The following is a 20,521-nucleotide window of genomic DNA, read 5'->3' as shown; positions in this document are numbered from 1 at the left end:
TACGACGCGGCACCAAGTCAGTCGGGACAGTCAGCACTCGGTCGCAACTCATGTTTGAGGGCAGTGAGGGGAAACCTCTTCACTGCCCTCAAGCAGTTCGTGGAGCAAAATCGTGGCGGCGGCGCTGCCTTGGGTAAGGACGTCTTGACGCACAGTCGACAGTTTGAGCACCTCAGAGAGGTAGTGATCGTCAATCCCGATCACCGAAAGGTCTTCAGGTATGCGCAGGTCGGCTTCGGCGGCGGCGGATATGACTCCCATAGCCATCTCGTCACTGCCGGCGATAATTGCAGTTGGGCCTCCGGGCTCGGCAAAGAGGAGTCTGGCCTGACGCGCTGCGTCGGAGGCAGTCCAATCGCAGGACACCACCAAGCATCAGCGACGCTTAATGCGTGACCAGCGAGCGCTTCACGGAAGGCCTTGAGGCGTCGATAGGGCACAAGAGTGTGGGCAGAGTCAGCGGGGACCGCGCCAACGTAGCCAATGCGCTCATGCCCAAGCGCGACGATGTGATCGACGGCAGCGGTCACCGTTTGAGTCTCGTCAATCTGCACGAGGGGATACCCGGGCACGGGATTGCCGATCGATACCAATGGCAGATCAAGGCGGGTGATAAGAGCGAGCTCTTCATCCTGTAACGGGATGTTGACGGCGATCAGGCCATCGACGCGCTTGCTCATCATCTGAGTCGTTAGTTGTCGTCGGTCATAGGTGCTACTGCCTTCAAGATCGATCAGGAGCGCGTGGAATCCATGCTCGCGCAGCGTCTTTCGATTGCGCTGATGGCATTGGCAAAGAACCATCGCGCTAAGAATGGGGTGATGATGCCAATGACCCGAGTGCGGCCAGAGGCAAGGGAGGCGGCGGTGGGGGAGACGACATAGTCCAGCTCTGCGGCGGCCTCAAGCACACGCTGGCGAGTCGATTCTTGAACGGTGTTGATACCCCGGAGGGCGCGAGACACAGTCGCCACAGAGACTCCTGCGACCCGCGCCACATCCGAGATATTTGTCATGGTGTCTGACTAGCCCTTCACGCCACCGGCCAACAGGCCGCGGACGAAGAAGCGTTGCAGGCCGAGGAAGACGGCCAGCGGAACGACCATGGCGATGAAGGCACCAGCGGAAAGCAACTGCCATTCAGAGCCGCGGCTACCAGCAAGGTCACCGATCTTCAGCGTCAACGGCGCCAGATCCGGCCCAGCAAACGTCAAAGCAATCAGCAAGTCATTCCAAACCCAGAGGAACTGGAAGATCGAGAACGACGCGATAGCTGGCACCAACAGAGGCAGCAGCACCTGGAAGAAGATCTTGACGTGTCCAGCGCCATCGACCCGAGCAGCCTCGATGAGGGAGCGTGGAATGTCCATCATGAAGTTGTGCAGCAGGAAGATTGCCAGCGGCAACGCAAAGATCGAGTGCGACAGCCACAAGACCCACAACGAACTGTCGATACCGAAGTTCACGTACTGCGTGAGCAGCGGAATCAAAGCAATCTGGATCGGGACGACCTGCAAGGCAAAGACCGCCACGAACAAGAAGTTGCGACCCTTGAAGTCCATCCAGGCGAACGCGTAGGCAGCCAACAAAGCCAGCGTGATCGGGATGACCACGGCCGGGATCGTGATGACCACGGTGTTCAAGAAGGCTCCGGCGAAGTCCGTGTTGCCGTTCAGAACTGCATCGTAGTTTTCCAGCGACACCTCAGGGTTGCTGAAGAACGTCCACCAGCCCTCGGTCTTAATAGCGCGCTCCGGACGGAACGAGCTAACGAACAGCCCGAACGTGGGCACGGACCAGAGAATCGCCAGCACCAGGGCGAAACCTGAAGCCCACGGCGAGGCCAAACGAGTCTTGGCGTCAACTGAGCGCTGCTCCTTGCGGGACAGCTTGCGTGTCTCGCTAGGACCGGCGACTGCGTCGGCCTCATCAAGTGCTGACTTTGCCTTCGGAGTTGTTGTTTCGCTCATCGCTGCTCCTCCGAAAGTCGCATCTGGCGGATGTTGTAAAGAATGATCGGAATGACCAAGACGAAGAGCAAGACAGCCAAGGCGGCACCGATATCGGGCCGGCCAAAGCTAAAGCTCTGGCTGTAGAACTCGTTGGCCACAATCGATGTCTCGAACTGGCCACCAGTCATCGTCCTGACAATGTCGAAGACCTTTAGCGTTGCCATCGCCACGGTGGTGATCACGACAACGACTGCCGGACGCACCGACGGAAGCGTGACGTAGCGGAACATTGCCATGCCCTGGACTCCGTCCATCTTTGCCGCTTCGATGATCTCGTCCGGAATGGACTTAATTGCAGCCGAGAGGACGGTCATCGCGAAACCGGCCTGGATCCATACCATCACGGCGATGAGGAACAGGTTGTTCAGTGGCGGGCTGAGCAAGAACTGCTGGGGCTCAAACCCAACCATGACGAGCAATTGGTTCAACAGACCAATCTGCTCGATGCCTGCTTGGTCTGGACGGAACTCGTAGACGAACTTCCAGATGATCGATGCCCCCACCATCGAGATGGCCATCGGCATGAAAACGAGGGTCTTGGCAAGTTTTTCACCGAAGGCCCGGTCAACCAGGACGGCGTACATCAGGCCGAAACCGGTCGAGAGCAACGGCACCAGGACGACCCAGAGCGCGGTGTTGAAGAGCACTGTCCGGAAACTTGGCGTGCCAAAAATTGTGGCGTAGTTGTCGAGGAAGACGAACTCTTTGGTTGTGCTCTGGAAGGACTGAATGATGGTCAAGAGCGCCGGATAGAGCAGGCCCAGGACCAAGAGCAAGAGCGCCGGGCCAACGAAGCCCGCGACCGTGACCAAACGGGGCACGCTGGGCTTGTCAGCGAGCCACAAAACGAAACCCATGACCGCGACAAAGAGCGCGACCGCGATCAGCATGACGATGATTTTTTCGCCCGCTGTGGTGGTGTCAAGGAGAAAATCCACTGCGTAAACCTCCTAAAGATTGTGAATTGGCAGGTTGAAGTGTCTACTACGCGAAAGTGGCGGGTGCAGATCACTCGAAGTCATCTGCACCCGCCACCCTCTCTATTCGCTAGGTCCTACTTGGAGGGCCAGCTGGCTTCAACCTCGGCCAGCACCGATTCAGAGGAGTCGCCGGGGGCGATCCACTTCGTCATGGCGGTCCACAGGGTGCCTGCACCAACGGCGGCCGGCATCAGGTCCGAGCCATCGAAGCGAACTTCGGTTGCCTCATCCGTCAGCAGGTCATAGGACAGACGGTCAATGGGCGAGACCAGGAGGTCAGCGTCCATACCACCGTTCGCCGAGATCCAACCGGCACCGGTCGTCTGAGCCTTGACGTCAGACCACTCGGGGCTGGTCAAGTAAGCCTGGAAGGCCTGAACCTCGGGACGGTCGGAGAAAGCAACGGTGAACTCGCCACCAACCAGCAGCGGGCTATCGTCAGCGGCCTCACCAGGCAGGTAGAACGCGAAGACCTCGCCATCCTCGGAGACGTCGGTGCCCTCAGGCCACTGGGCCTGGTAGAAGGACGCCTGACGCATCATGAAGCAGTTGCCATCCTGGATCGGGTAGCCGGCGTCACCAAAGCTGGTGGAGGCGATGGATTCAACGCCGCCCAAGCCACCGTTGACGTAGGCGTCGTTCTTCAGGATCTTGCCTGCCTCGTCCAATGCGGTGACCACAGCCGGGTCATCGAATGGAATCTCGTGGGCGACCCACTGGTCATAGACATCCACGCCAGCGGTGCGCAGCATCATGTCTTCCAGCCAGTCGGTGGCCGGCCATCCGGTAGCGGTACCGGACTCGATGCCTGCACACCATGGCTTGATGTCAGGGTTGTCGGCGACCATCTGGTCGGTCAAGGTGTACAACTCGTCCAGTGTGGTGGGGATCTCGTAACCAGCGTCGGAGAACGCGGTCGGGGAGTACCACACGAAGGACTTCGCGTTGGCGCCAAGGGGTGCACCGTAGAAGGTGTCGTTCACGGAGCCGTAGGTGCGCCATGCCTCGTTGTAGAACTCATCAACGTTGGACTGTGCGGCAGGCGAGACTTCCTGGATGACGTCCGGGTAGCCGTCAGCGATCGTCGCAATCAAGCCGGGCTGGGGATGATGTAGGCGACGTCCGGCGGGTTGCCAGCCTGAAGGCGAACCTGAAGCTGTGCCTCGAAGTCACGTGAGCCTTCGTACTCCACCGTGGCTCCGGTGCACGTCTCAAACGGTGCGTAGGAGTCGATGTGTGGCTGGTCTTCAGGGGAGATGATCGAGGTGTAGACGGAGACAGACTTGCCGTCCAAGTCGCCGTACTCCTCGAAGTCAGCGCAGTCCACGTTGCTGGTGACGTCGGCCAACGGGCCGCTGTCATCGCTGCTTCCGCCACAGGCTGCCAGGGTCACAGTCGCCATACCAGCCGTCATGGCTAGCAAGCGACGAGAAATCTTACGTGAGGGCATATGCCCGCCTCCGTTTCAGCAGGGTGTGCCGAGACGCAGACGCGCCTCGGCGATGAGGGATGTCCCAAATGTAAGCGATCTCACGGCGCTCATGTGATTCATCGCATAACGAGGCCGTAACGATTGTTTCGTGAACTCCTGTACCAGCTTTGGGGAAACTCACAGGTCTGGCCAGTCGTGGAGGCACTAGTGTGGTCGTGGTTGTCAGACGTGAAGCTGGCGACTTCGCCCTTTCGGAAAATGGAGTTCCTATGACTGACCAGGCAACCTTCCCGCCCGAGTTCCTTTGGGGCTCTGCGACAGCCGCCTACCAAATCGAAGGTGGGCGTCATCTGGGCGGGCGCAAGGACAGCATCTGGGACGTTTTTTCACGGCAGCCGGGGGCTGTGCTGAATGCCGACAACGGGGATGTCGCTTGCGATCACATCCACCGGTATGCCGAGGACGTCGACCTCATGCAGCAGCTCAACCTCGGGGCCTACCGGTTCTCCGTCTCCTGGGCACGGGTGTGTCCCGATGGCGGCCCGCCGAGCCAAGAGGGCCTTGACTTCTACTCGCGCCTGGTCGACGAACTCCTGGATAAGGGGATCAAGCCGTGGCTGACTCTCTACCACTGGGATCTACCTCAGGCGCTGGAGGAGGCTGGCGGTTGGCCCAACCGCGACACGGCATACAAGTTTGTTGAGTACGCCAAGATCGTGCACGACGCGCTGGGGGATCGCGTTCCTTACTGGACGACCTTCAACGAGCCGTGGTGCTCGGCATTCTTGGGCTATGGCAACGGTGTTCACGCACCCGGGCGCCGCAACGGTTCGGATGCCTTGGCTGCCGGACACCACCTGATGCTGGCCAGCGGGATGGCCATTTCAGAACTTCGCGCTCGCGACCCAAAGTTGGAGTTTGGTCTCACCCTCAACTTCACCGACATTAAGCCGGCCGATCCGGCCAACCCAGGCGACGTTGATGCCGCTCGCCGCATTGACGGCCTCGCCAACCGATTCTTCGTTGAGCCGATCACCACCGGCGCCTATGCCACTGACGTGATGGAGGATGTCAAGGACCTTTGGCCCGCTGACCTGGTGCAAGAGGGCGATATGGAGATCATCTCCACCCCCATCGACGTGCTGGGCGTCAACTACTACTTCGGCGATGCAGTCACCGGGGTGGACCCCCAGGAGGCCCCTGCGGCCGCAGCAGCAGCCCGCCAGGATGAAGCCGGCTCAGCAAACCCAGGCTCGGAGCACGTCACCACCGTCCTGCGAGGTTTGCCGCAGACCGACATGGGCTGGGAAGTCATCCCGCAGGCGCTCACCGATCTCTTAGTGCGGTTGCAAAACGACTACACCGGGCCCAAGGGCATCCAGTTGTACGTCACCGAGAACGGTGCAGCTTACGCGGATCAACCCGACGAGGACGGTTACGTCAACGACCAGGACCGGATCGCCTACGTGCGAGACCACCTGGGGCGACCAAAGCCGCGATGGATGCTGGCGCGGATGTACGCGGCTACTTCCTGTGGTCATTAATGGACAACTTCGAGTGGGCGCTCGGTTACTCCAAGCGCTTCGGCATCGTCCGCGTGAACTACGAGACCGGCGAACGGACCCCCAAGGCCAGTGCCAGTTGGTATGCGAGCGTCGCCAAAACAGGCGTCATTTCCTAGGTAGTTCATCAGTTCTCGAAAAAGGACGGCCACCCGAAACTACGGGTGGCCGTCCTTTAACGCATGGGGTGCCAATTTCTACTGCAGCGAAGCAGTCAATCGCATCGCATTGTCGACGTACTTGCGGTGCCAGGGGCGACCCGACCACTCTTCTTCGGTCAGGATCTTGCACTCGAGACGGTAGGCGTCTTCCACCGCATGCATCTTTTGCACGATGTCGCCGCCGGTCATCATCATCGACACTTCGTAGTTGAGGTGGAAGGAGCGCAGATCCATGTTGCTGCTGCCGATGACGACGACGTCGTCGTCCACCGAGAAGTGCTTGAGTGCAAAACGTAGGGGGCCTTGTAAAGCTGGATTTTGACCCCTGCCTTGAGTAACTCCTTGTAGTAGGAGGCCTGAGCGTGTTCGACCATGAACTGGTCGCCCTTCTCGGAGACGAACAACTCGACTTCAACGCCGCGCTGAGCAGCGGTTGTGACCGCGTACAGCAGTGACTCGTCCGGCACAAAATACGGGCTGGTGATGGAGACCCGCCTTTTCGCTCCGTAAATGAGGCTGGTGAACAGCCGCAGGTTGTTTTCTTCCACAGTCCCGGGACCGCTGGGCACCACCTGCCCCAAGACTTCGCCTGTGCGTGGAAGGTTAGAAGTCGTAGGCGCATTGTCGACGGCTTGCGTGGCCTTCTCACCGGTCTCGGTGAACCAATCGGTGGAAAACACCGCGTCGAGGGCCTTTGCGGAACTGCCAGTCACTCGACAGGTCAGCTCCACCCATTCGCGCCCGACCTTGTGGTTCTTTTTCTTGTTGTAACCGCGCTCGATCATGTTCTGCGAGCCCATGAAGGCGACTTCGCCATCAACAATGAGGATTTTACGGTGATTGCGCAGATCAGGGCGCCGAAGGTTTTCGCGCAACGGCAGCAGCGGGAGCATCCCGTGCCAATCGATCTGAGTTTCTTGCAGCTTTCTGATCAGCTCTTTGTAGGCGGGGTTGCCCCTCGTGGCGTACTGGTCAAACAACAGCCTGACCGTGACGCCGTGATTGGCTGCACGAGCCAAGGCGGCGAAGAATGGCTCGGTAACGTCATCCCAAGCCATGATGTAAAACTCCACGTGCACCCAGGATTGGGCTTTGTCGATCTCATCGGCCATCGCCTGAATGGACTCGTAGTAATCCTGATAGAGCTGCACATCGCCAGCCTCGACTGGCGGTAGAGCACCGAGGTTTTGGTTGAGCGTCATGGATGTCCGAATATATAGGGGCAGGTCGCCAGGCAACTCAGTGATCGGGTGTGTGGCAACGTTTTTGCGGATGCTATCCAGGGACTCCAACTGACGTCTCATCCGTTCCTTGCCGATGCTGGTCCAGCCCAACATTGTCCAGAGGAACAGACCCAGAAGGGGCAGGGCCATGACGAACAAGACCCAGGCCATACCAGAAGTTGGTCGGCGTCCTTCGGGGATAAACCCCAGGGCAAATGCCCGAATAATAAAGTGCAGGACAACGATGCTCGCGCCGATAGCAGCGGAGATGGTGACCCAATCCGATGCGGCCGCGGAGTCGCCGGTGCTCGCGGCGAGTTCGAGCATCATTGGTTCGTCGCCGGTAGCTCGATCGTGCCGCCAAGGATCAGGTTCACCACGATATCGAGCCCCTCAACATTGGCACCTTCCAGTTCAGCTCGCAGGTCCTCAGCGTTCAATTCGGGCGGCTGACCAACGGCAGTCACGGTGAGGGTGTTTTGAAAGATCCTCACATCGCTGACAGTCCAGTTCTTGTTGTCTGCCCACGCTTCGGTGGCTGCCTGCGTCTCAGCGATGAGGTACTGCTCGCGCGCTACCTGGTAACTGCCGTAGCCCAACGGAATGATGTAGACAGCCAGGATCAGAAGCACCGTGACGAGCGTCTTACCCTTGAATTCGCCCACCTGATACTCCGACTCGACTGCCGCTTGACGCAGACCGGAAGCCAACATGACCAGGGTGCCGGTCGCGATAATGGCCGACACGTTCATGCCAAAGAGAATCAGGGCGCCCAGCGATTCGCCGAAGTGGCCTGATTCAAGGGTGAGGCCAACAACAGCCAACGGGGGAGCCAAGCTGATCGCGATTGCAACGCCAGGCAGCGTGTCAGCGACTTCCTTTCGCGTCATGGCGTAGGCACCAACAAGACCAGTTGCGACGGCACCGATGAGGTCGATCAACTTAGGACTGACTCGGCCAGAGACCTGATCGTTCGTGGCGGCGCTGATGTCACCCTGGATGACCAAACCCAAGGTGAAGCCGACGGCAACGACCGCTACGGCGCCGCCAAGCACTAAGAAAAGGCTGCGTTTGAGTGCTTCTTTTGCGCGAGCACCAAAGCTAGCGCCGTCCCGAGGATGGGCGTCATCAGGGGGCCACGATCATGGCTCCGATAACAGTGGCGGTGGACTCGGCCACGACGCCGACAGAGGCGATGATCGCGGAAAGGACCAAAAGCACCCAGAAGTTGATGACATTGCGACGGCGTGGCCCGGCGCGGAAGTCAACCAAGTTCTTGGCGTCGCTGCCCCCTGTCATAAAGAGGTTGCCAGTGATTCGATCGATGTCACCCTTGGCGATAGGCCCCAAGATATTCAACGTGCTGCTCCTCTAGAACTGGGGTTGCCCCACCAAACGTGCCGACAACGTTTGATCTTAGCCAGCGCACAGACCATTCTCAGTGCTGTGCGCTGCGCCTGAGACGGATCAAGCCAAGGGCTGGGACAGTGGTGTCTATGTTCTCTATTGATTCCGAGGCGAATACCCCTGTCTTCCAACAGATCGCAGATTGTGTCACTGGTGGAGTGAAATCTGGAGCAGTGCCACCGGGGACAAAATTACCTCCGGTGCGTCGCCTGGCAGAAGACCTCGGGATCGCAGCAAACACCGTGGCGAAGGCCTACCGCCAACTAGAAACCGAAGGGCACATCGAGACTCGGGGACGCAACGGCACGGTTGTGCTTGACCCGCCGGACGCCGCGGAAAGTGAGACGAGCGCGGCCGCAGCCACGCTCGTTTCACTAGCCAAAGGTCGGGGCCTCACGCTGGAAGCGACGTTGGGTCTCGTCCGACGTCAGTGGTGATGCTTCAGGCCTCGGGGCTCAAGGCCTGGTATGCCTCGCTCAGTCTTCCAGCGGCGTCACGTAGGCAGAGCTAATCCCGCCGTCCACGAGGAACTCGCTCGCCGTCATGAAACTGGAGTCGTCACTGGCCAAGAAGGCCACGGCGGCAGCCATTTCGGATGGCTCGGCGAACCTGCCCATCGGCACATGCACCAACCGCCGTTGCGCCTTCTCGGGGTCGGCGGCGAAGAGTTCCTGCAGCAGGGGAGTGTTAACAGGGCCAGGGCACAAGGCGTTGACACGGATGCCCTTTCGGGCAAATTGCACGCCCAACTCGCGGGTCATCGAGAGGACGCCGCCCTTGGATGCGCTGTAGGAGATTTGGTAGTTGCTGCGCCCATGACAGCGACAAACGAGGCCGTGTTGATGATCGATCCTTTGCCTTGCTCAATCATGTAGGGCAGAGCGTGCTTGCAGCAGTAGTAAACGCTGGTGAGGTTGACATCTTGAACCTTGCGCCAGGCATCGATGCCGGTGGTCAAGATCGAGTCATCCTCGGGAGGCGAAATCCCAGCGTTGTTGAACGTGATGTCTAACGAGCCATAGGTGTCATGCGCCGTTTTATAGAGGGAGATCACGTCCTCTTCGACCGTCACATCGGTGCGCACGAAGATCCCGCCGAGTTCGGATGCGATTGGCTCGCCGATGCTCGCGTCGCAAATGTCGGCGATAACGACCTTCGCCCCTTCGGAGGCCAGTCGTTTGGCGGTGGCCAAGCCGATTCCGCTCGCGCCGCCGGTGATGACCGCGACTCGGTCAGTCAGGCGGTTGGACGTGATGGCGGGGGAGGGCGCAGTGGTCATGGAGGATTCCTTCGAGAGTCGATAAGTCTGTTGGTGGGTTAGTTGTCTGCGAAAAGACAGTCTTGAGTTCACTGAACGCATCGAGGGCATCGGGGCCCAACTCGCGCCCAAGACCCGACTGCTTGAAGCCACCAAGGGGGTGCTGTAGCGGACCGATGAGTGAGAATTGACGCCGATGTTGCCGGCCTCGACTCCGCGGACAACCCGCATGGCACGGCCCACATCTCGCGTCCAGATAGAGCCGGACAGGCCGTATTCGGTGTCATTGGCGATCCGAATGGCGTCTTCTTCGGTGTCAACGGGCAACACTGAAATGACTGGTCCAAAGATCTCTTCGCTGAAGGCGGGGTCGGTGGGGTTGTCTGCCATCAGCACCGTAGGCGGGAACCAGAACCCAGATCCTTGGGGGCTGCTGCCGGAGATCAGCGTCTCGCGCCCATCGACGTAGGAAGCAACCTTGTCGCGGTGCGCCGCCGTGATCAGCGGCCCCATGAAGGTTGCTTCGTCTCCCGGGTCGCCTACGACGACGTTATTGACGGCAGGTTCAAGGGCGGACAGCACATCATCTAAGACACTGCGCTGCACGAGCAGGCGGGACCGTGCGCAGCAGTCCTGTCCAGCGTTATCGAAAGCTCCATCGGGTGCTGCAGCGCCAGCCACTGCGATGTCTGCGTCAGCAAAAATGATGTTGGCGTTTTTTCCACCCAACTCCAGGGTGACTCTCTTAACCTGATCGGCACAGCCGCGCATCACCTGCTTCCCTACTTGCGTGGATCCAGTGAAGACCACCTTGCGCACGTCCGGGTGCGTCACGAAGCGCTCGCCTACCACTGAACCCTTACCTGGCAGGATCTGCAGCAGATTTTCGGGCAGGCCTGCTTCCAGCGCCAACTCTCCCAACCGCAGCGCGGTTAAGGGTGTGACCTCTGCTGGCTTGAGCACCACAGAGTTGCCAGCCGCGAGCGCGGGCCCAATCGCCCAGCCCGCGATCGGCATCGGGAAGTTCCACGGCACGATGACTCCCACGACACCAATGGGCTCGTGGAATGTCGTGACCATGCCGCCCGCCACGGGGATCTGCTGGCCGAGGTGTCGCTCCGGAGCGCCGGAGTAGTAGGCCAGGACATCGCGAACATTGCCCGCCTCCCAGCGGGCATTGCCCAAGGCGTGTCCGGCATTGCGCACCTCAAGTTGGGCCAACTCTTCGATGTGTTCGTCCACCACGACTGAGAAGCGCCGCAACAGCCGAGCGCGATCGGCCGCGCTAACCCGAGCCCACTGGCGCTGGGCAACCTTTGAGGCGGCAATCGCGGCATCGGTAGCCGCGACGTCATACATCTCGACCGAGGCAATGACTTCTTCGGTGGCGGGGTTAAGGACCTGGGTAGCGGCCATACAAGTGTTGCCTTTCAGTGAGTGCTGTCTCAATGCGCGCGAACGGGCTGTTGTGCAGCCGTGATCAATGCTGCAAAGAGACGATCATCGTCTGCGTTTTCCTCTGGGTGAAATTGGACGCCCAAAGCCCAGCCAGCGCTGGTGGTTTCTACGGCTTGAATGACGGAGTCGTCGGAGGCCGCAGTGACAACCAAACCCTGGGCCACCACGTCAATGGACTGGTGGTGATAGCAGGGGAAGTGAAGGTTGGCCCCACGATCGAATTGATCAGCGAGCCAGGCTCGGTGCTGACGGTGACGTCGCCGAAAACGCCAGGGGTCGGCTGATAGCGGCTGTGCCCAATAACTTCTGGCACGTGTTGGTGCAGCGTGCCACCCAAAGCCACATTCAGCACTTGGATGCCACGACAAATGGCCAGCGTTGGCAGGTCGCCCTCCAGGGCCGCCCGCACCAGAGCAAATTCGTACTCGTCTCGATATGGCTCTGGTGCGCTCGCCGGGTGGGCTGGCGCGGCATACGTGGCTGGGTCTAGATCGCTACCCCCAATCAGGACCAAACCATCCAGGTCATGGACGATGCTCACATCGCTACCCATGGGTGGCAGGAGGAGGGAGTGCCGCCAGCGCGCACGACTGCCTCAACATAGGAGCTGGGGACAATCGCTGCCTCGCGGCGCCACACCCCCCACGCTGCTTCCTTGTAGTACGTCGTGAGTCCGATCCGGGGCCGTGCAGGGCTCATAGCCGTTCGAAACCTCGCCGCAATTCCCAGTCGGTGACAACGGCGTCAAAGGCTTCTACTTCTTTGTTGGCGTAGTTGACGTAGTGCTTGACGACCTCTTCGCCAAAGCACTCCAGCGCGATCTCGGACTCAGCGAAGAGAGTCCGTGCTTCGGCGAGAGAATGCGGGACGTGCTCGGCATCGGAGGTGTATGCGTTGCCAGTCATCTCGTCAGGCAACTTCAATTCGTGCCGAATGCCATAGAGCCCACCGGCCATCATCGCTGCAAGTGCTAAGTAGGGGTTGGCGTCGCCGCCTGGCAGACGGTTCTCCAAGCGAGCTGAAGAGCTTTCGCCGACCAGCCGAACGGCGCAACTGCGGTTGTCTTGGCCCCATGCCACGGCGGTGGGCGCAAAAGAACCCAGGGCGAAGCGCTTGTAAGAGTTGATGTTGGGGGCATAAAAAAGGGTGAACTCGCGCATGGTGGCGAGCACGCCAGCAATGAACTGGTCATAGAGTTTGGTGCGCTCACCGGACTCCTTGTCCCAAAAGACCGTGCTGTCATCGAGGCCACGCAATGAAAGGTGAATGTGGCACGAGCTGCCCTCGCGGTCATTGGGCTTGGCCATAAAAGTGAGCGATTGGCCCATGTCTGCAGCGATCATTTTGGCGCCGGTCTTGTAGACGCTGTGATTGTCGGCGGTAGGCATCACTTCATCGAAGAGGAAGCCGATCTCATGCTGGCCTAAGTTGCACTCGCCCTTGGCGGACTCAACAACCATGCCAGCTTTATACATCTGGTTGCGGATTTCGCGCAGCAGCGGCTCGACCCGCCCTGAGCCCATGATCGAGTAGTCGACGTTGTATTGGTTGGCTGGCACCAGGTTTTGGTAGCCCTTGTTCCAGGCCTCCTCGAAAGTGTCCTTGTAGACCACGAACTCCACTTCGGTGCCTGACACAGCCTTCCAGCCCTGCTCGGCTGCCAGATCTACTTGGGCCTTAAGCATGGATCTGGGCGACATCGACACCGGCGTGCCATCCGTCGTGGTCAGATCGCATTGGACCATGATCGTCTTGTCCAGCCAGGGGATCAGCCGGAAAGTGTCGAGGTCCAAGGCGAAAGCCATATCGCCGTAGCCGGATTCCCAGGATGAGTTGTCGTAGCCATCGACCGTGTTCATCTCGGTGTCCACGGCAAGCAGGTAGTTGCAACCCTCGACTCCGTGTCCCAATGCATGCTCGAGGAAGTAGGCGCCGTGCAGATACTTGCCCTGAAGTCGGCCCTGCATGTCGGTGAAGGCAACGATCACCGTGTCGACGTCCTCGGCCTCAATGAGCTCTGTGACCTTCTCAACAGTGAGCAGGCGTGGGTTGCGAGGGTGAGCGGTTCCGGTCATGGTGAGCTCCTGATCAGCGGTGTTGTGGTCTCAGTGATGGGTAACGAGCTAGCGCAGGTCGGATTCAGCGCTATTGATCTGGTCGAATTCTTCTTCGGGCGCGCTGGACACCAGGTGGTGTCGGCTATAGAACCAGAAGTAGGCGATGAAGGCGGCAAACACCAGGGCAGTGATGCCGGCGGCGCGTGGGTCAACAACAAAGGTGGCGACGACGGCGATGGCGCTCAGCACGAGGGCAACGCCGGTCGTCACTACGCCACCAGGAGTGCGGTATTCGCGCTCCAGGTCAGGCTCGCGGCGGCGCAGCATGATGTGCGACAGGTTGAGCAGGACGTAGGAAACGGTGGCGCCAAACACCGCAATGTTGATCAGCAAGGCGCCGTCCTGGGTGATGGCCGCGAGCAGGAAACCGATCGTGCCTGGGACGATGAGGGCAACCCAGGGGGTCTTGCGTTTGCCGGTGAGCGACAACCAACGGGGCAGGTAACCAGCCCGTGAGAGGGCAAACAACTGGCGCGAATAGGCATAGATGATGGAGAAGAAGCTAGCGACCAAACCGGCTAGCCCGGCGTAGTTCACAAAGCTAGCCAGCGTGGAGTTCTCGCCATAGGCAATGCGTAGCGCTTCGGGGAGCGGGTTTTCGCTCGTGCTGATCACGTCAGCGCCAGCGGCGCCAGGCACCAGGACTAACATCAGCGCTGCAAACACCAGCAAGATCGACATCGCGGTGATGATGCCCTTGGGCATATCGCGCTTAGGGTCGCCCGCTTCTTCAGCGGCTAGGGCACGCCTTCGACAGCGAGGAAGAACCAGATGCCGTAGACCAGGGCGGCTAGAGCGCCGCTGATCCCAAAGGGCAGGAACGCACTCGACATGGTCGAGCCGTCCGGGTCGATGTTGACCAAGTTGCTGAACTCAAACTTCGGGATCAAACCAACCACGGTGGCAATGAGGGCCAGGACGGCGATAGCCGTGATGCCAAACATCAACTTCAGGGCTTCGCCGACACCCCAAATGTGGACGGCGATGAAGATGACATAAGCCGCGAGATAGATGGGCCAGCCATTGGTGAGGCCAAAGAGGCCAAGTGCCTCGACATAGCCACCGATGAACACGGCAATGGCTGCTGGCGCCACCGCATACTCGATCAAGACGGCGGTGCCAGTCGCGAAACCGCCTAGCGGGCCTAGCGCCCGGCGGGCGAAGCCATAACCAGCGCCCGACGTAGGCAGGGTGCTCGATAATCGGCCAGGCCAAACACCATGCACGAATACATCAGACCCATCGCGATGGTGGCGATCAGCAGTCCGCCCCAACCGCCTTGCTCAATGCCGAAGTTCCAGCCGGCAAAGTCGCCGGAGATGACGTAACTGACGCCAAGGCCAGCGAGCAGTATCCAGCCAGCGGCTCCGGACTTAAGCGAGCGATGCTCCATGTAGTCCGCGTCAACGCCTTGACCGGCATTCTTTGCCTTGCTCATGTGGTGCCCCTGTCCATTGGATCAGATGTAGACCATTGGGGCTGAGTGTTGCGTCAAAGAGCCTGGCGCGTCAAGGGTTTTTACCAACTCCAAACCTGGCAAAACTGGGCTTGAGGTGCGAAGCGAGTGTGCCGGTACGGTGAGAGCCATGAGCCAGCCGGTGACACCACGAATGCAGCCTATTCGGGTGGGCAATGTCTATGAGGGGACGCTTGAGCGACTTCTCCAGGCAATCAGGCTGGGGCAGTTCAGACCTGGCGAGAAGATGCCCCCTGAACGGGAACTGGCCGAGTCATTGGGGGTTTCCCGCACGACGCTGCGGGATGCGCTGTCTGGCCTGCAGAGCGCGGGCTACGTGGCCGTGGCTCGTGGTCGCTACGGGGGACACACGTATGCGACAGGTTGCCGGACCCTTCACGTTGGCCCGACGAATTAGAAGCGGGAGTGGTGCACGACGTCTTGACGACTCGAGAAGTTGTCGAGCCAGCGGTCAGCAGGCTGACTGCCCAGCGCGGGATTAGTCATGAGCAGGTGGCGGCATTACGCGCGGGCCATCAAGCACTATGTGACGCCCCGGAACATCACTATCGACCGCTGGACTCAAGGTTTCACCTGTTGATCGCGGACCTATGCGGCAGTCCGACGTTGTCAAACGTTGTGCTGCAAAACCGCGCTCGGGTGAACGAACTTCTGGATCACATCCCGCTCTTGACGCCCAATCTGGCGCACTCAACCCAGCAACACGAGGTGATCTTGCTGGCGATTGAGCAGGGGGATGGTGATGCCGCCGCAGCAGCGACGCGCGAGCACATTGAAGGCACCGCATCGCTGCTGCGAGGGTTCCTCGACTAGTTGCTCGTGCCGTCTTGCGCTTCCGGGACGGCGCAGCCATCTGGGCCGCAGGCGCTCGCATCCGCATCGCCCTGGACGGCGGTTAGTTGGGGCGCCTGGTCGGCCCGGGCTCGCTGGATGGCCTCGGCAAAGACGCTCGCTGGCTGCGCGCCAGAGATGCCATAGGTGCCATTCACGACGGTAAAGGGAACGCCATTGGCTCCATAGGCCTGAGCCTGGGCCATCTCGGTGCGGACCTCAGTGCTGAATTCATTGGAGGCCAGCACTTCAGCCACACGGTCAGCGTTCAAGCCCACCTCAATGGCCAACTTCGACAGCACCTCGGGTGAAGAGGTGTCGAGTCCCTGGGTGAAGAAGGCGGCGAAGAACCGTTCCTTCAGGGCATCCTGCAAGTTCGTGCTTTCCTCGGCCGCCAAGTGCAGCAGGCGGTGGGCGTCGGTCGTGTTGCCGGTGCCCACCAGGTCGAGATGGAAGTCGAGGCCTTCGCCTGCGGCGACCTTGGTCATCTGCTCATTCATTTGTTGGCCAGCCTCGATGCCGCCGCCATACTTTTGGCCCAAGTGCTCGGCCATTCCTTGACCGTGGCCAGGCTCGCCGGGGCGAGGTGAATTTGGATCGAGTTGAAAGGCTCGCCAAATGACCTCAACATCGCCGGAGCCGACGTCGCCGAGCGCAGTTTCGAGACGGCGCTTTCCGATGTAGCACCACGGGCATACGACGTCGGACCAAACTTCAATGGTGATGGGTTCGCTCATGCATGGGTCAACACGACAAAGGGTTCAGGTGTTCCGCCATTGCCCATTCGCCCAATGCTCGAATAACCGAGCGTTTCTGTCAGAGTGGCGTAATGCACTACATTGGCCTTGATCTTGCCTGGGGCGCCCGTAAACCCACCGGCGTTGCCGTGCTGGCGGGCGACGGCACGCTGTTGCACGTCGCTTCAGTGATGAGTGACGCGGACATCCGATCAGTTATCCAGGCCTATTTATTGGGGCCGATCGTGGTGGGTTTTGATGCCCCCATCATCGTGAAAAACCCCAGCGGTAACCGTGGTGCCGAGGCGGCTTTAAACAAGGACTTCGCTGGCTTTGAAGCCGGAGCACACCCTCAAATACGGCGAAGCCTGAGTTCAGCAACGGGACCAGAGCGATGCGAATTGCTCAAGAATTGGGTCTTGACCTGACACCGCTCGGGCAGAGTTCGCGTCGTGGCCTTGAGGTGTATCCACACCCGGCCACGATTGCACTCTTTGGCCTTTCCAAGACCATCAAATACAAGAACAAACCAGGTCGAACCTTTGAGGGGCTTAAAGGGGAGTTGCTGCGCCTGGTGACGTTGATGGAGGGCCTGAGCGAATATGACCCAGCGTTGGCGTTAGCCGACTCTCCGCTCTGGATCGAATTGCGTGAGCGGGTGACTTCTGCCCGGCGTAAGAGCCAACTGCGCATTGCTGAAGATCAAATTGACGCTGTGTTGTGCGCCTACATTGCAATGTTCTCGGATCGGCGGCCCGCCGATGTTTCTGTTTATGGCTCGGCGGAGGAGGGCGCCATCGTGACCCCGAGGTTGGGTGTGGCTCGCATCCGCCCCGAAGTGTCGCCGCGGCTGGCGCCAACCTTGGTGCACGCTGCAGTGCAGCAATATGCCGAGCGGTATCCAGGGCTAACGGGAATCACTGAGTCCTATCAGCAAGCCCTGACCCAGTTGTTGGACGACGCGGGCATTAACTATCTGAGCGTGACGGCCCGAACAAAGTCGGTGGCCTCTTTTGCCGGCAAAGCGAACCGGCACGTCGACGGGGCCCTGTCTATCCGGACCCGCTGAATCAAATCACTGATCAGATCGGCCTGCGGGTCGTCACCTATGTGCAAAGTGATGTCGCTGCTGTGGCAGATTTGCTGGCTGACCAATTTGCCATCCATGACGACAGAGACATGGGCGAAGAAACGGCTCGAGAAGGGCGATTCGGGTATAGCTCACGCCACTTGTTGGTCCAAGTGGCACCCGACCATGAGCGTGCCGAAATTAGGCAGCACACGGCTTCCGTCCAACTGCGCACGGTGTTGCAGCACGCCTGGGCCGAGTTTGAGCACGACATCCGCTACAAGGGCACCGTGTCTGAGCAGGATGCGCCGGACCTAGATCGCCGTTTCACGCTCGCAGCCGGCCTCTTAGAGCTGGCCGACGCCGAGTTCTCGAAGATCCGCGAGCGCCTCCAAGAGCGTTCGGGCCACGAGTTGGGGGAAGCCGACCCGAGCGATCCCCGAATCAGCGCCCAGGACTTAACGGCGTTCCTGTCGGCGACGATTCCAGAGGCGGGCTGGTCGCGCACGGAGCACTACGAGTGGGTGTCCGGGTTGCTGCTAGAGCTCGGCGTGACCTCGCTAGGGGAGTTGGGCGACTTGCTGCGATCCGTTGATTCGGCGGCTATCAGCGTGCAATTGGGCTATCGCTACCCGCCTGGAGCGGTCCGCCGGTTGGACGATGCGCTCTTGGCCATCTTTGGTCAGCGCTACGTCCAATTGCATGGCAATCAGGAGCGGACCGAGCTGTTGACCTCACGGTTAAGGCGCCTACAAACACCTCTCGTCTAGTCAATCAAGGCGAATTGCCTAGCAGGCATACGCGCTATGCAAAAGGGTGATTGACCGGCGGGCAGAACGGCGAGACTCTTGGCCAAGCCACTGTCGTCTGCCGAAAGAGACTCCCTTGTCATCTCACCCCCTAGATCCACTGTCCTCCGACGAGTTCCGGTCGGTGGCAAGCATCCTGCGGCGCGACCAGGAGTGTCTGAATCCTGGCGTTTTGCATCCATCGAGATGCAAGAGCCACCTAAGGCTGAGGTCAAAGCCTGGACGCCCGGCGACGCGATGCCGCGCAAGGCCATTGCCGTGTTGTGGGACCGCGAAAACAACGAGACCTTTGAAGGCGTCGTTGACTTGGCCGCTGACTCAGTTGCCTCCTGGACGCACATCCCCGACGTCACCCCAAACTTCACTGTCGACGAGTACCACGACGTTGACGAAGCCCTCCGAGTCCACCCCGACGTGGTCAAGGTGCTGTCGGAGCGTGGCATCACCGACATGTCGCTGGTCCTGATTGACGTCTGGACCTACGGCCGCGAGGTTATGCCCGAGCAGTGGCGCGATCGCCGGCTCGGTTGGTGCGACCTGTGGCTGCGCAAGACACCCACGGGCAACCCTACGCGCACCCGATCTCGGGCCTCAAACTCATCGTGGACATGAACACCCTTGAGTTGCTGGATATCGAGGACCACCACGACTACGGCCTGCCCGAAGTTGATGGCGAATACGTGCCCGAGTTGCGCGACAAGCCCATCCGCGAAGACCTCAAGCCACTCGACATCGTGCAGCCAGAGGGGGTCTCCTTCACCCTCGATGGCAACGAACTGACCTGGCAAAACTGGAAGATGCGGGTTGGCTTCAACTTCCGTGAGGGTATGACGCTGCACCAGATCAGCTTCAACGATCAGGGCGAAGAGCGCGACGTCGCATACCGGATGTCGTTCGCCGAAATGGTCGTTCCCTACCGCGACCCCGGCTATGACCACTACCGTCGCACCGCCTTCGACATTGGTGAGTGGGGTCTGGGCTACATGACGACTTCCCTCAGCTTGGGTTGCGACTGCCTCGGTGAGATCACCTACATCGACGCGGTCATCAACAACAGCAAGGGCGAGCCGGAGACCATCAAGCAGGCTATGTGTCTGCACGAGGAAGACAACGCGGTCCTGTGGAAGCACGTTGATGGCGACGGCAGCGCTGAAGTGCGCCGGATGCGCCGGATGGTGGTGTCGTTCCACGCAACGGTGGCCAACTACGAATACCTGGTCTACTGGCGCTTCTACCAGGACGGCAACATCGAGTGCGAGGTCCGCGCGACCGGTGCCATGGTGACCACTCCGCTGGAAAACGATAGCGACAAGGCACCGCCGAGCGGGACGCTGGTTGACACCCGCACGTATGCGCCCTTCCACCAGCACTTCATCGTTGCTCGGATGGACCTGGACGTCGACGGCGAAGGCAACACCTTGGTCGAGGTCGACTCCTCGGCGGCTCCGATTTCCGAGGAGAACCCCTACGGTCTCGCGCTGCAAACCCAGCAGACCCAGATTGCTTCCGAAAAGGATGCCGGTCGGGACTTCAACTGGGAGACCCAGCGGGCATGGAAGGTGATGAACCCCAACAAGACCAACAAGTTGGGCAGCAACACCGCATACAAGATCGTTCCGGGCGATGCCTTCCCAGCGATGCTGGATGAGTCTTCACCGGTCTACAAGCGCGCGCCCGTGATTGGTCACCAACTGTGGGTCACCGCAGAAGACCCGGCCGAGCGCTGGCCAGCGGGTGACTACCCGACCCAGTCGGTGGGTGGCGAAGGCATCACCACCTGGATCAAGGACGACGCGAACCTGATCGACGAAGACCTCGTGCTCTGGTATGTCTTCGGCGTGCACCACATCACTCGCATCGAGGACTGGCCGATGATGCCGTCCGACACCGTGTCGTTCTGGCTGAAGCCGTTTGGCTTCTTTGACCAAAACCCGTCGTTGGACGCACCGCGGTCCAAGCCCAAGGGCATGTCCTGCCACTAACAGCATG

At 60.1% G+C, this 20,521-nt stretch carries 23 protein-coding genes and 5 pseudogenes; 10 read left to right on the top strand and 18 right to left on the bottom strand.

The window, feature by feature from the left end; genetic code table 11:
• Positions 1-48: 48 nt before the first annotated feature.
• The 7 genes and pseudogenes from L0A91_RS05735 to L0A91_RS18535 form a co-directional block, all read right to left on the bottom strand.
• Entirely contained in the window at positions 49-366 is a 318-nt protein-coding gene (locus L0A91_RS05735; protein ID WP_235246184.1) for a substrate-binding domain-containing protein, read from the bottom strand.
• 68 nt (positions 367-434) lie between these two features.
• A pseudogene (locus L0A91_RS19635) lies at positions 435-803 on the bottom strand (LacI family transcriptional regulator); the annotation flags it as partial.
• Positions 734-1,015: a LacI family DNA-binding transcriptional regulator gene (locus L0A91_RS05725; protein WP_235246182.1), complete on the bottom strand. Its 282-nt coding sequence runs from the start codon at positions 1,013-1,015 to the stop codon at positions 734-736. The pseudogene L0A91_RS19635 and the gene L0A91_RS05725, both read right to left, overlap by 70 nt.
• 9 nt (positions 1,016-1,024) lie before the next feature.
• Positions 1,025-1,969: a carbohydrate ABC transporter permease gene (locus L0A91_RS05720; RefSeq protein ID WP_235246181.1), complete on the bottom strand. Its 945-nt coding sequence runs from the start codon at positions 1,967-1,969 to the stop codon at positions 1,025-1,027.
• The gene (locus L0A91_RS05715; RefSeq protein WP_235246180.1) at positions 1,966-2,949 is read right to left on the bottom strand and encodes a carbohydrate ABC transporter permease; all 984 of its coding nucleotides are present in this window, start codon (positions 2,947-2,949) and stop codon (positions 1,966-1,968) included. Before L0A91_RS05715 ends, L0A91_RS05720 begins: the two co-directional genes overlap by 4 nt.
• A gap of 116 nt (positions 2,950-3,065) precedes the next feature.
• Complete coding sequence (locus L0A91_RS05710; protein ID WP_311198050.1) at positions 3,066-4,085, bottom strand: ABC transporter substrate-binding protein; 1,020 nt, start codon at positions 4,083-4,085, stop codon at positions 3,066-3,068.
• Complete coding sequence (locus L0A91_RS18535; protein ID WP_311198049.1) at positions 4,082-4,441, bottom strand: hypothetical protein; 360 nt, start codon at positions 4,439-4,441, stop codon at positions 4,082-4,084. The genes L0A91_RS05710 and L0A91_RS18535 overlap by 4 nt, the downstream gene beginning before the upstream one ends.
• Positions 4,442-4,692: 251 nt before the next feature.
• Between L0A91_RS18535 and L0A91_RS05705 the strand changes: the two genes are divergently transcribed.
• Both L0A91_RS05705 and L0A91_RS18530 read left to right on the top strand, forming a co-directional pair.
• A complete protein-coding gene (locus L0A91_RS05705) occupies positions 4,693-5,967 on the top strand; it encodes a family 1 glycosylhydrolase (protein ID WP_311198048.1) in 1,275 nt (424 codons plus the stop codon).
• Complete coding sequence (locus L0A91_RS18530; protein ID WP_311198047.1) at positions 5,967-6,104, top strand: family 1 glycosylhydrolase; 138 nt, start codon at positions 5,967-5,969, stop codon at positions 6,102-6,104. Before L0A91_RS05705 ends, L0A91_RS18530 begins: the two co-directional genes overlap by 1 nt.
• 78 nt (positions 6,105-6,182) lie before the next feature.
• On the opposite strand, the pseudogene L0A91_RS05700 reads toward L0A91_RS18530, so the two are convergent.
• From L0A91_RS05700 to L0A91_RS05690, 3 genes and pseudogenes are all read right to left on the bottom strand, one after another.
• Positions 6,183-7,204, bottom strand: a pseudogene (locus tag L0A91_RS05700) (phosphatidylserine/phosphatidylglycerophosphate/cardiolipin synthase family protein).
• Positions 7,205-7,695: 491 nt separating this feature from the next.
• Positions 7,696-8,424, bottom strand: a complete 729-nt coding sequence (locus L0A91_RS05695; RefSeq protein WP_235246179.1) for a DUF389 domain-containing protein — start codon at positions 8,422-8,424, stop codon at positions 7,696-7,698.
• 73 nt (positions 8,425-8,497) lie between these two features.
• Complete coding sequence (locus L0A91_RS05690) at positions 8,498-8,728, bottom strand: hypothetical protein (RefSeq protein ID WP_235246178.1); 231 nt, start codon at positions 8,726-8,728, stop codon at positions 8,498-8,500.
• A gap of 137 nt (positions 8,729-8,865) precedes the next feature.
• On the opposite strand from L0A91_RS05690, the gene L0A91_RS05685 reads away from it, so the two are divergent.
• A complete protein-coding gene (locus L0A91_RS05685; protein WP_235246177.1) occupies positions 8,866-9,213 on the top strand; it encodes a GntR family transcriptional regulator in 348 nt (115 codons plus the stop codon).
• Positions 9,214-9,252: 39 nt separating this feature from the next.
• Here L0A91_RS05685 and L0A91_RS05680 read toward each other — a convergent pair.
• From L0A91_RS05680 to L0A91_RS18505, 7 genes and pseudogenes are all read right to left on the bottom strand, one after another.
• Positions 9,253-10,055, bottom strand: a pseudogene (locus L0A91_RS05680) (3-oxoacyl-ACP reductase).
• A 43-nt stretch (positions 10,056-10,098) separates the two neighbouring features.
• Positions 10,099-11,450: pseudogene (locus tag L0A91_RS05675) on the bottom strand (aldehyde dehydrogenase family protein); the annotation flags it as partial.
• A gap of 29 nt (positions 11,451-11,479) precedes the next feature.
• Positions 11,480-12,045 (bottom strand): annotated as a pseudogene (locus tag L0A91_RS18520) (gamma-glutamyl-gamma-aminobutyrate hydrolase family protein).
• Between the two features lie 142 nt (positions 12,046-12,187).
• Positions 12,188-13,567, bottom strand: a complete 1,380-nt coding sequence (locus L0A91_RS05665) for a glutamine synthetase family protein (protein WP_235246176.1) — start codon at positions 13,565-13,567, stop codon at positions 12,188-12,190.
• Between the two features lie 48 nt (positions 13,568-13,615).
• Positions 13,616-14,314, bottom strand: coding sequence for an amino acid permease (locus L0A91_RS18515; RefSeq protein ID WP_311198044.1), 699 nt, complete (start codon positions 14,312-14,314; stop codon positions 13,616-13,618).
• Positions 14,315-14,346: 32 nt separating this feature from the next.
• Positions 14,347-14,835 carry an amino acid permease gene (locus L0A91_RS18510; protein ID WP_311198043.1) on the bottom strand — a complete coding sequence of 163 codons (489 nt, stop codon included), beginning with the start codon at positions 14,833-14,835 and terminating at the stop codon, positions 14,347-14,349.
• On the bottom strand, positions 14,754-15,047 hold the full coding sequence (locus L0A91_RS18505) for a hypothetical protein (protein ID WP_311198042.1): 294 nt from the start codon (positions 15,045-15,047) through the stop codon (positions 14,754-14,756). Before L0A91_RS18505 ends, L0A91_RS18510 begins: the two co-directional genes overlap by 82 nt.
• A gap of 148 nt (positions 15,048-15,195) precedes the next feature.
• Between L0A91_RS18505 and L0A91_RS05655 the strand changes: the two genes are divergently transcribed.
• Together L0A91_RS05655 and L0A91_RS05650 are read left to right on the top strand one after the other, a co-directional pair.
• Positions 15,196-15,483: a FadR/GntR family transcriptional regulator gene (locus L0A91_RS05655; RefSeq protein WP_235246175.1), complete on the top strand. Its 288-nt coding sequence runs from the start codon at positions 15,196-15,198 to the stop codon at positions 15,481-15,483.
• Positions 15,484-15,491: 8 nt separating this feature from the next.
• Positions 15,492-15,899 carry a FadR/GntR family transcriptional regulator gene (locus L0A91_RS05650; protein ID WP_235246174.1) on the top strand — a complete coding sequence of 136 codons (408 nt, stop codon included), beginning with the start codon at positions 15,492-15,494 and terminating at the stop codon, positions 15,897-15,899.
• Here the strand turns inward: L0A91_RS05650 and L0A91_RS05645 are convergent.
• Positions 15,896-16,654 (bottom strand): DsbA family oxidoreductase, encoded by a 759-nt coding sequence (locus L0A91_RS05645; protein WP_235246173.1) that lies wholly within the window; start codon positions 16,652-16,654, stop codon positions 15,896-15,898. The two genes, L0A91_RS05650 and L0A91_RS05645, sit on opposite strands and share 4 nt — an antisense overlap.
• Positions 16,655-16,746: 92 nt before the next feature.
• Here L0A91_RS05645 and L0A91_RS18500 point away from each other — a divergent pair, with 92 nt between their 5' ends.
• From L0A91_RS18500 to L0A91_RS05625, 5 genes are all read left to right on the top strand, one after another.
• Positions 16,747-17,082 (top strand): DUF429 domain-containing protein, encoded by a 336-nt coding sequence (locus L0A91_RS18500; protein ID WP_311198040.1) that lies wholly within the window; start codon positions 16,747-16,749, stop codon positions 17,080-17,082.
• A complete protein-coding gene (locus tag L0A91_RS18495; RefSeq protein WP_311198039.1) occupies positions 17,049-17,723 on the top strand; it encodes a DUF429 domain-containing protein in 675 nt (224 codons plus the stop codon). Before L0A91_RS18500 ends, L0A91_RS18495 begins: the two co-directional genes overlap by 34 nt.
• A gap of 41 nt (positions 17,724-17,764) precedes the next feature.
• Positions 17,765-18,493, top strand: coding sequence for a GTP pyrophosphokinase family protein (locus tag L0A91_RS18490; protein ID WP_397333809.1), 729 nt, complete (start codon positions 17,765-17,767; stop codon positions 18,491-18,493).
• 225 nt (positions 18,494-18,718) lie between these two features.
• Positions 18,719-19,144, top strand: coding sequence for a hypothetical protein (locus L0A91_RS05630; RefSeq protein WP_235246172.1), 426 nt, complete (start codon positions 18,719-18,721; stop codon positions 19,142-19,144).
• A complete protein-coding gene (locus L0A91_RS05625) occupies positions 19,072-20,514 on the top strand; it encodes a primary-amine oxidase (RefSeq protein WP_235246170.1) in 1,443 nt (480 codons plus the stop codon). Before L0A91_RS05630 ends, L0A91_RS05625 begins: the two co-directional genes overlap by 73 nt.
• Positions 20,515-20,521: the final 7 nt, after the last annotated feature.

Origin of the sequence: Ornithinimicrobium sp. INDO-MA30-4, from assembly GCF_021535045.1 — a bacterium.
Classification (GTDB): Bacteria; Actinomycetota; Actinomycetes; order Actinomycetales; family Dermatophilaceae; genus Ornithinicoccus.
This window is presented reverse-complemented; position numbering and strand designations above follow the sequence as displayed.

What these genes read in the sequence shown, in the direction of transcription:
- L0A91_RS05725 (WP_235246182.1), bottom strand. Translation starts at nt 1,015, where the DNA reads ATGACAAATATCTCGGATGTGGCGCGGGTCGCAGGAGTCTCTGTGGCG.
- L0A91_RS05720 (WP_235246181.1), bottom strand. Translation starts at nt 1,969, where the DNA reads ATGAGCGAAACAACAACTCCGAAGGCAAAGTCAGCACTTGATGAGGCC.
- L0A91_RS18535 (WP_311198049.1), bottom strand. Translation starts at nt 4,441, where the DNA reads ATGCCCTCACGTAAGATTTCTCGTCGCTTGCTAGCCATGACGGCTGGT.
- L0A91_RS05705 (WP_311198048.1), top strand. Translation starts at nt 4,693, where the DNA reads ATGACTGACCAGGCAACCTTCCCGCCCGAGTTCCTTTGGGGCTCTGCG.
- L0A91_RS18530 (WP_311198047.1), top strand. Translation starts at nt 5,967, where the DNA reads ATGGACAACTTCGAGTGGGCGCTCGGTTACTCCAAGCGCTTCGGCATC.
- L0A91_RS05685 (WP_235246177.1), top strand. Translation starts at nt 8,866, where the DNA reads ATGTTCTCTATTGATTCCGAGGCGAATACCCCTGTCTTCCAACAGATC.
- L0A91_RS05665 (WP_235246176.1), bottom strand. Translation starts at nt 13,567, where the DNA reads ATGACCGGAACCGCTCACCCTCGCAACCCACGCCTGCTCACTGTTGAG.
- L0A91_RS18515 (WP_311198044.1), bottom strand. Translation starts at nt 14,314, where the DNA reads ATGCCCAAGGGCATCATCACCGCGATGTCGATCTTGCTGGTGTTTGCA.
- L0A91_RS18505 (WP_311198042.1), bottom strand. Translation starts at nt 15,047, where the DNA reads ATGAGCAAGGCAAAGAATGCCGGTCAAGGCGTTGACGCGGACTACATG.
- L0A91_RS05655 (WP_235246175.1), top strand. Translation starts at nt 15,196, where the DNA reads ATGAGCCAGCCGGTGACACCACGAATGCAGCCTATTCGGGTGGGCAAT.
- L0A91_RS05645 (WP_235246173.1), bottom strand. Translation starts at nt 16,654, where the DNA reads ATGAGCGAACCCATCACCATTGAAGTTTGGTCCGACGTCGTATGCCCG.
- L0A91_RS18500 (WP_311198040.1), top strand. Translation starts at nt 16,747, where the DNA reads ATGCACTACATTGGCCTTGATCTTGCCTGGGGCGCCCGTAAACCCACC.
- L0A91_RS18495 (WP_311198039.1), top strand. Translation starts at nt 17,049, where the DNA reads ATGCGAATTGCTCAAGAATTGGGTCTTGACCTGACACCGCTCGGGCAG.
- L0A91_RS05630 (WP_235246172.1), top strand. Translation starts at nt 18,719, where the DNA reads ATGCAAGAGCCACCTAAGGCTGAGGTCAAAGCCTGGACGCCCGGCGAC.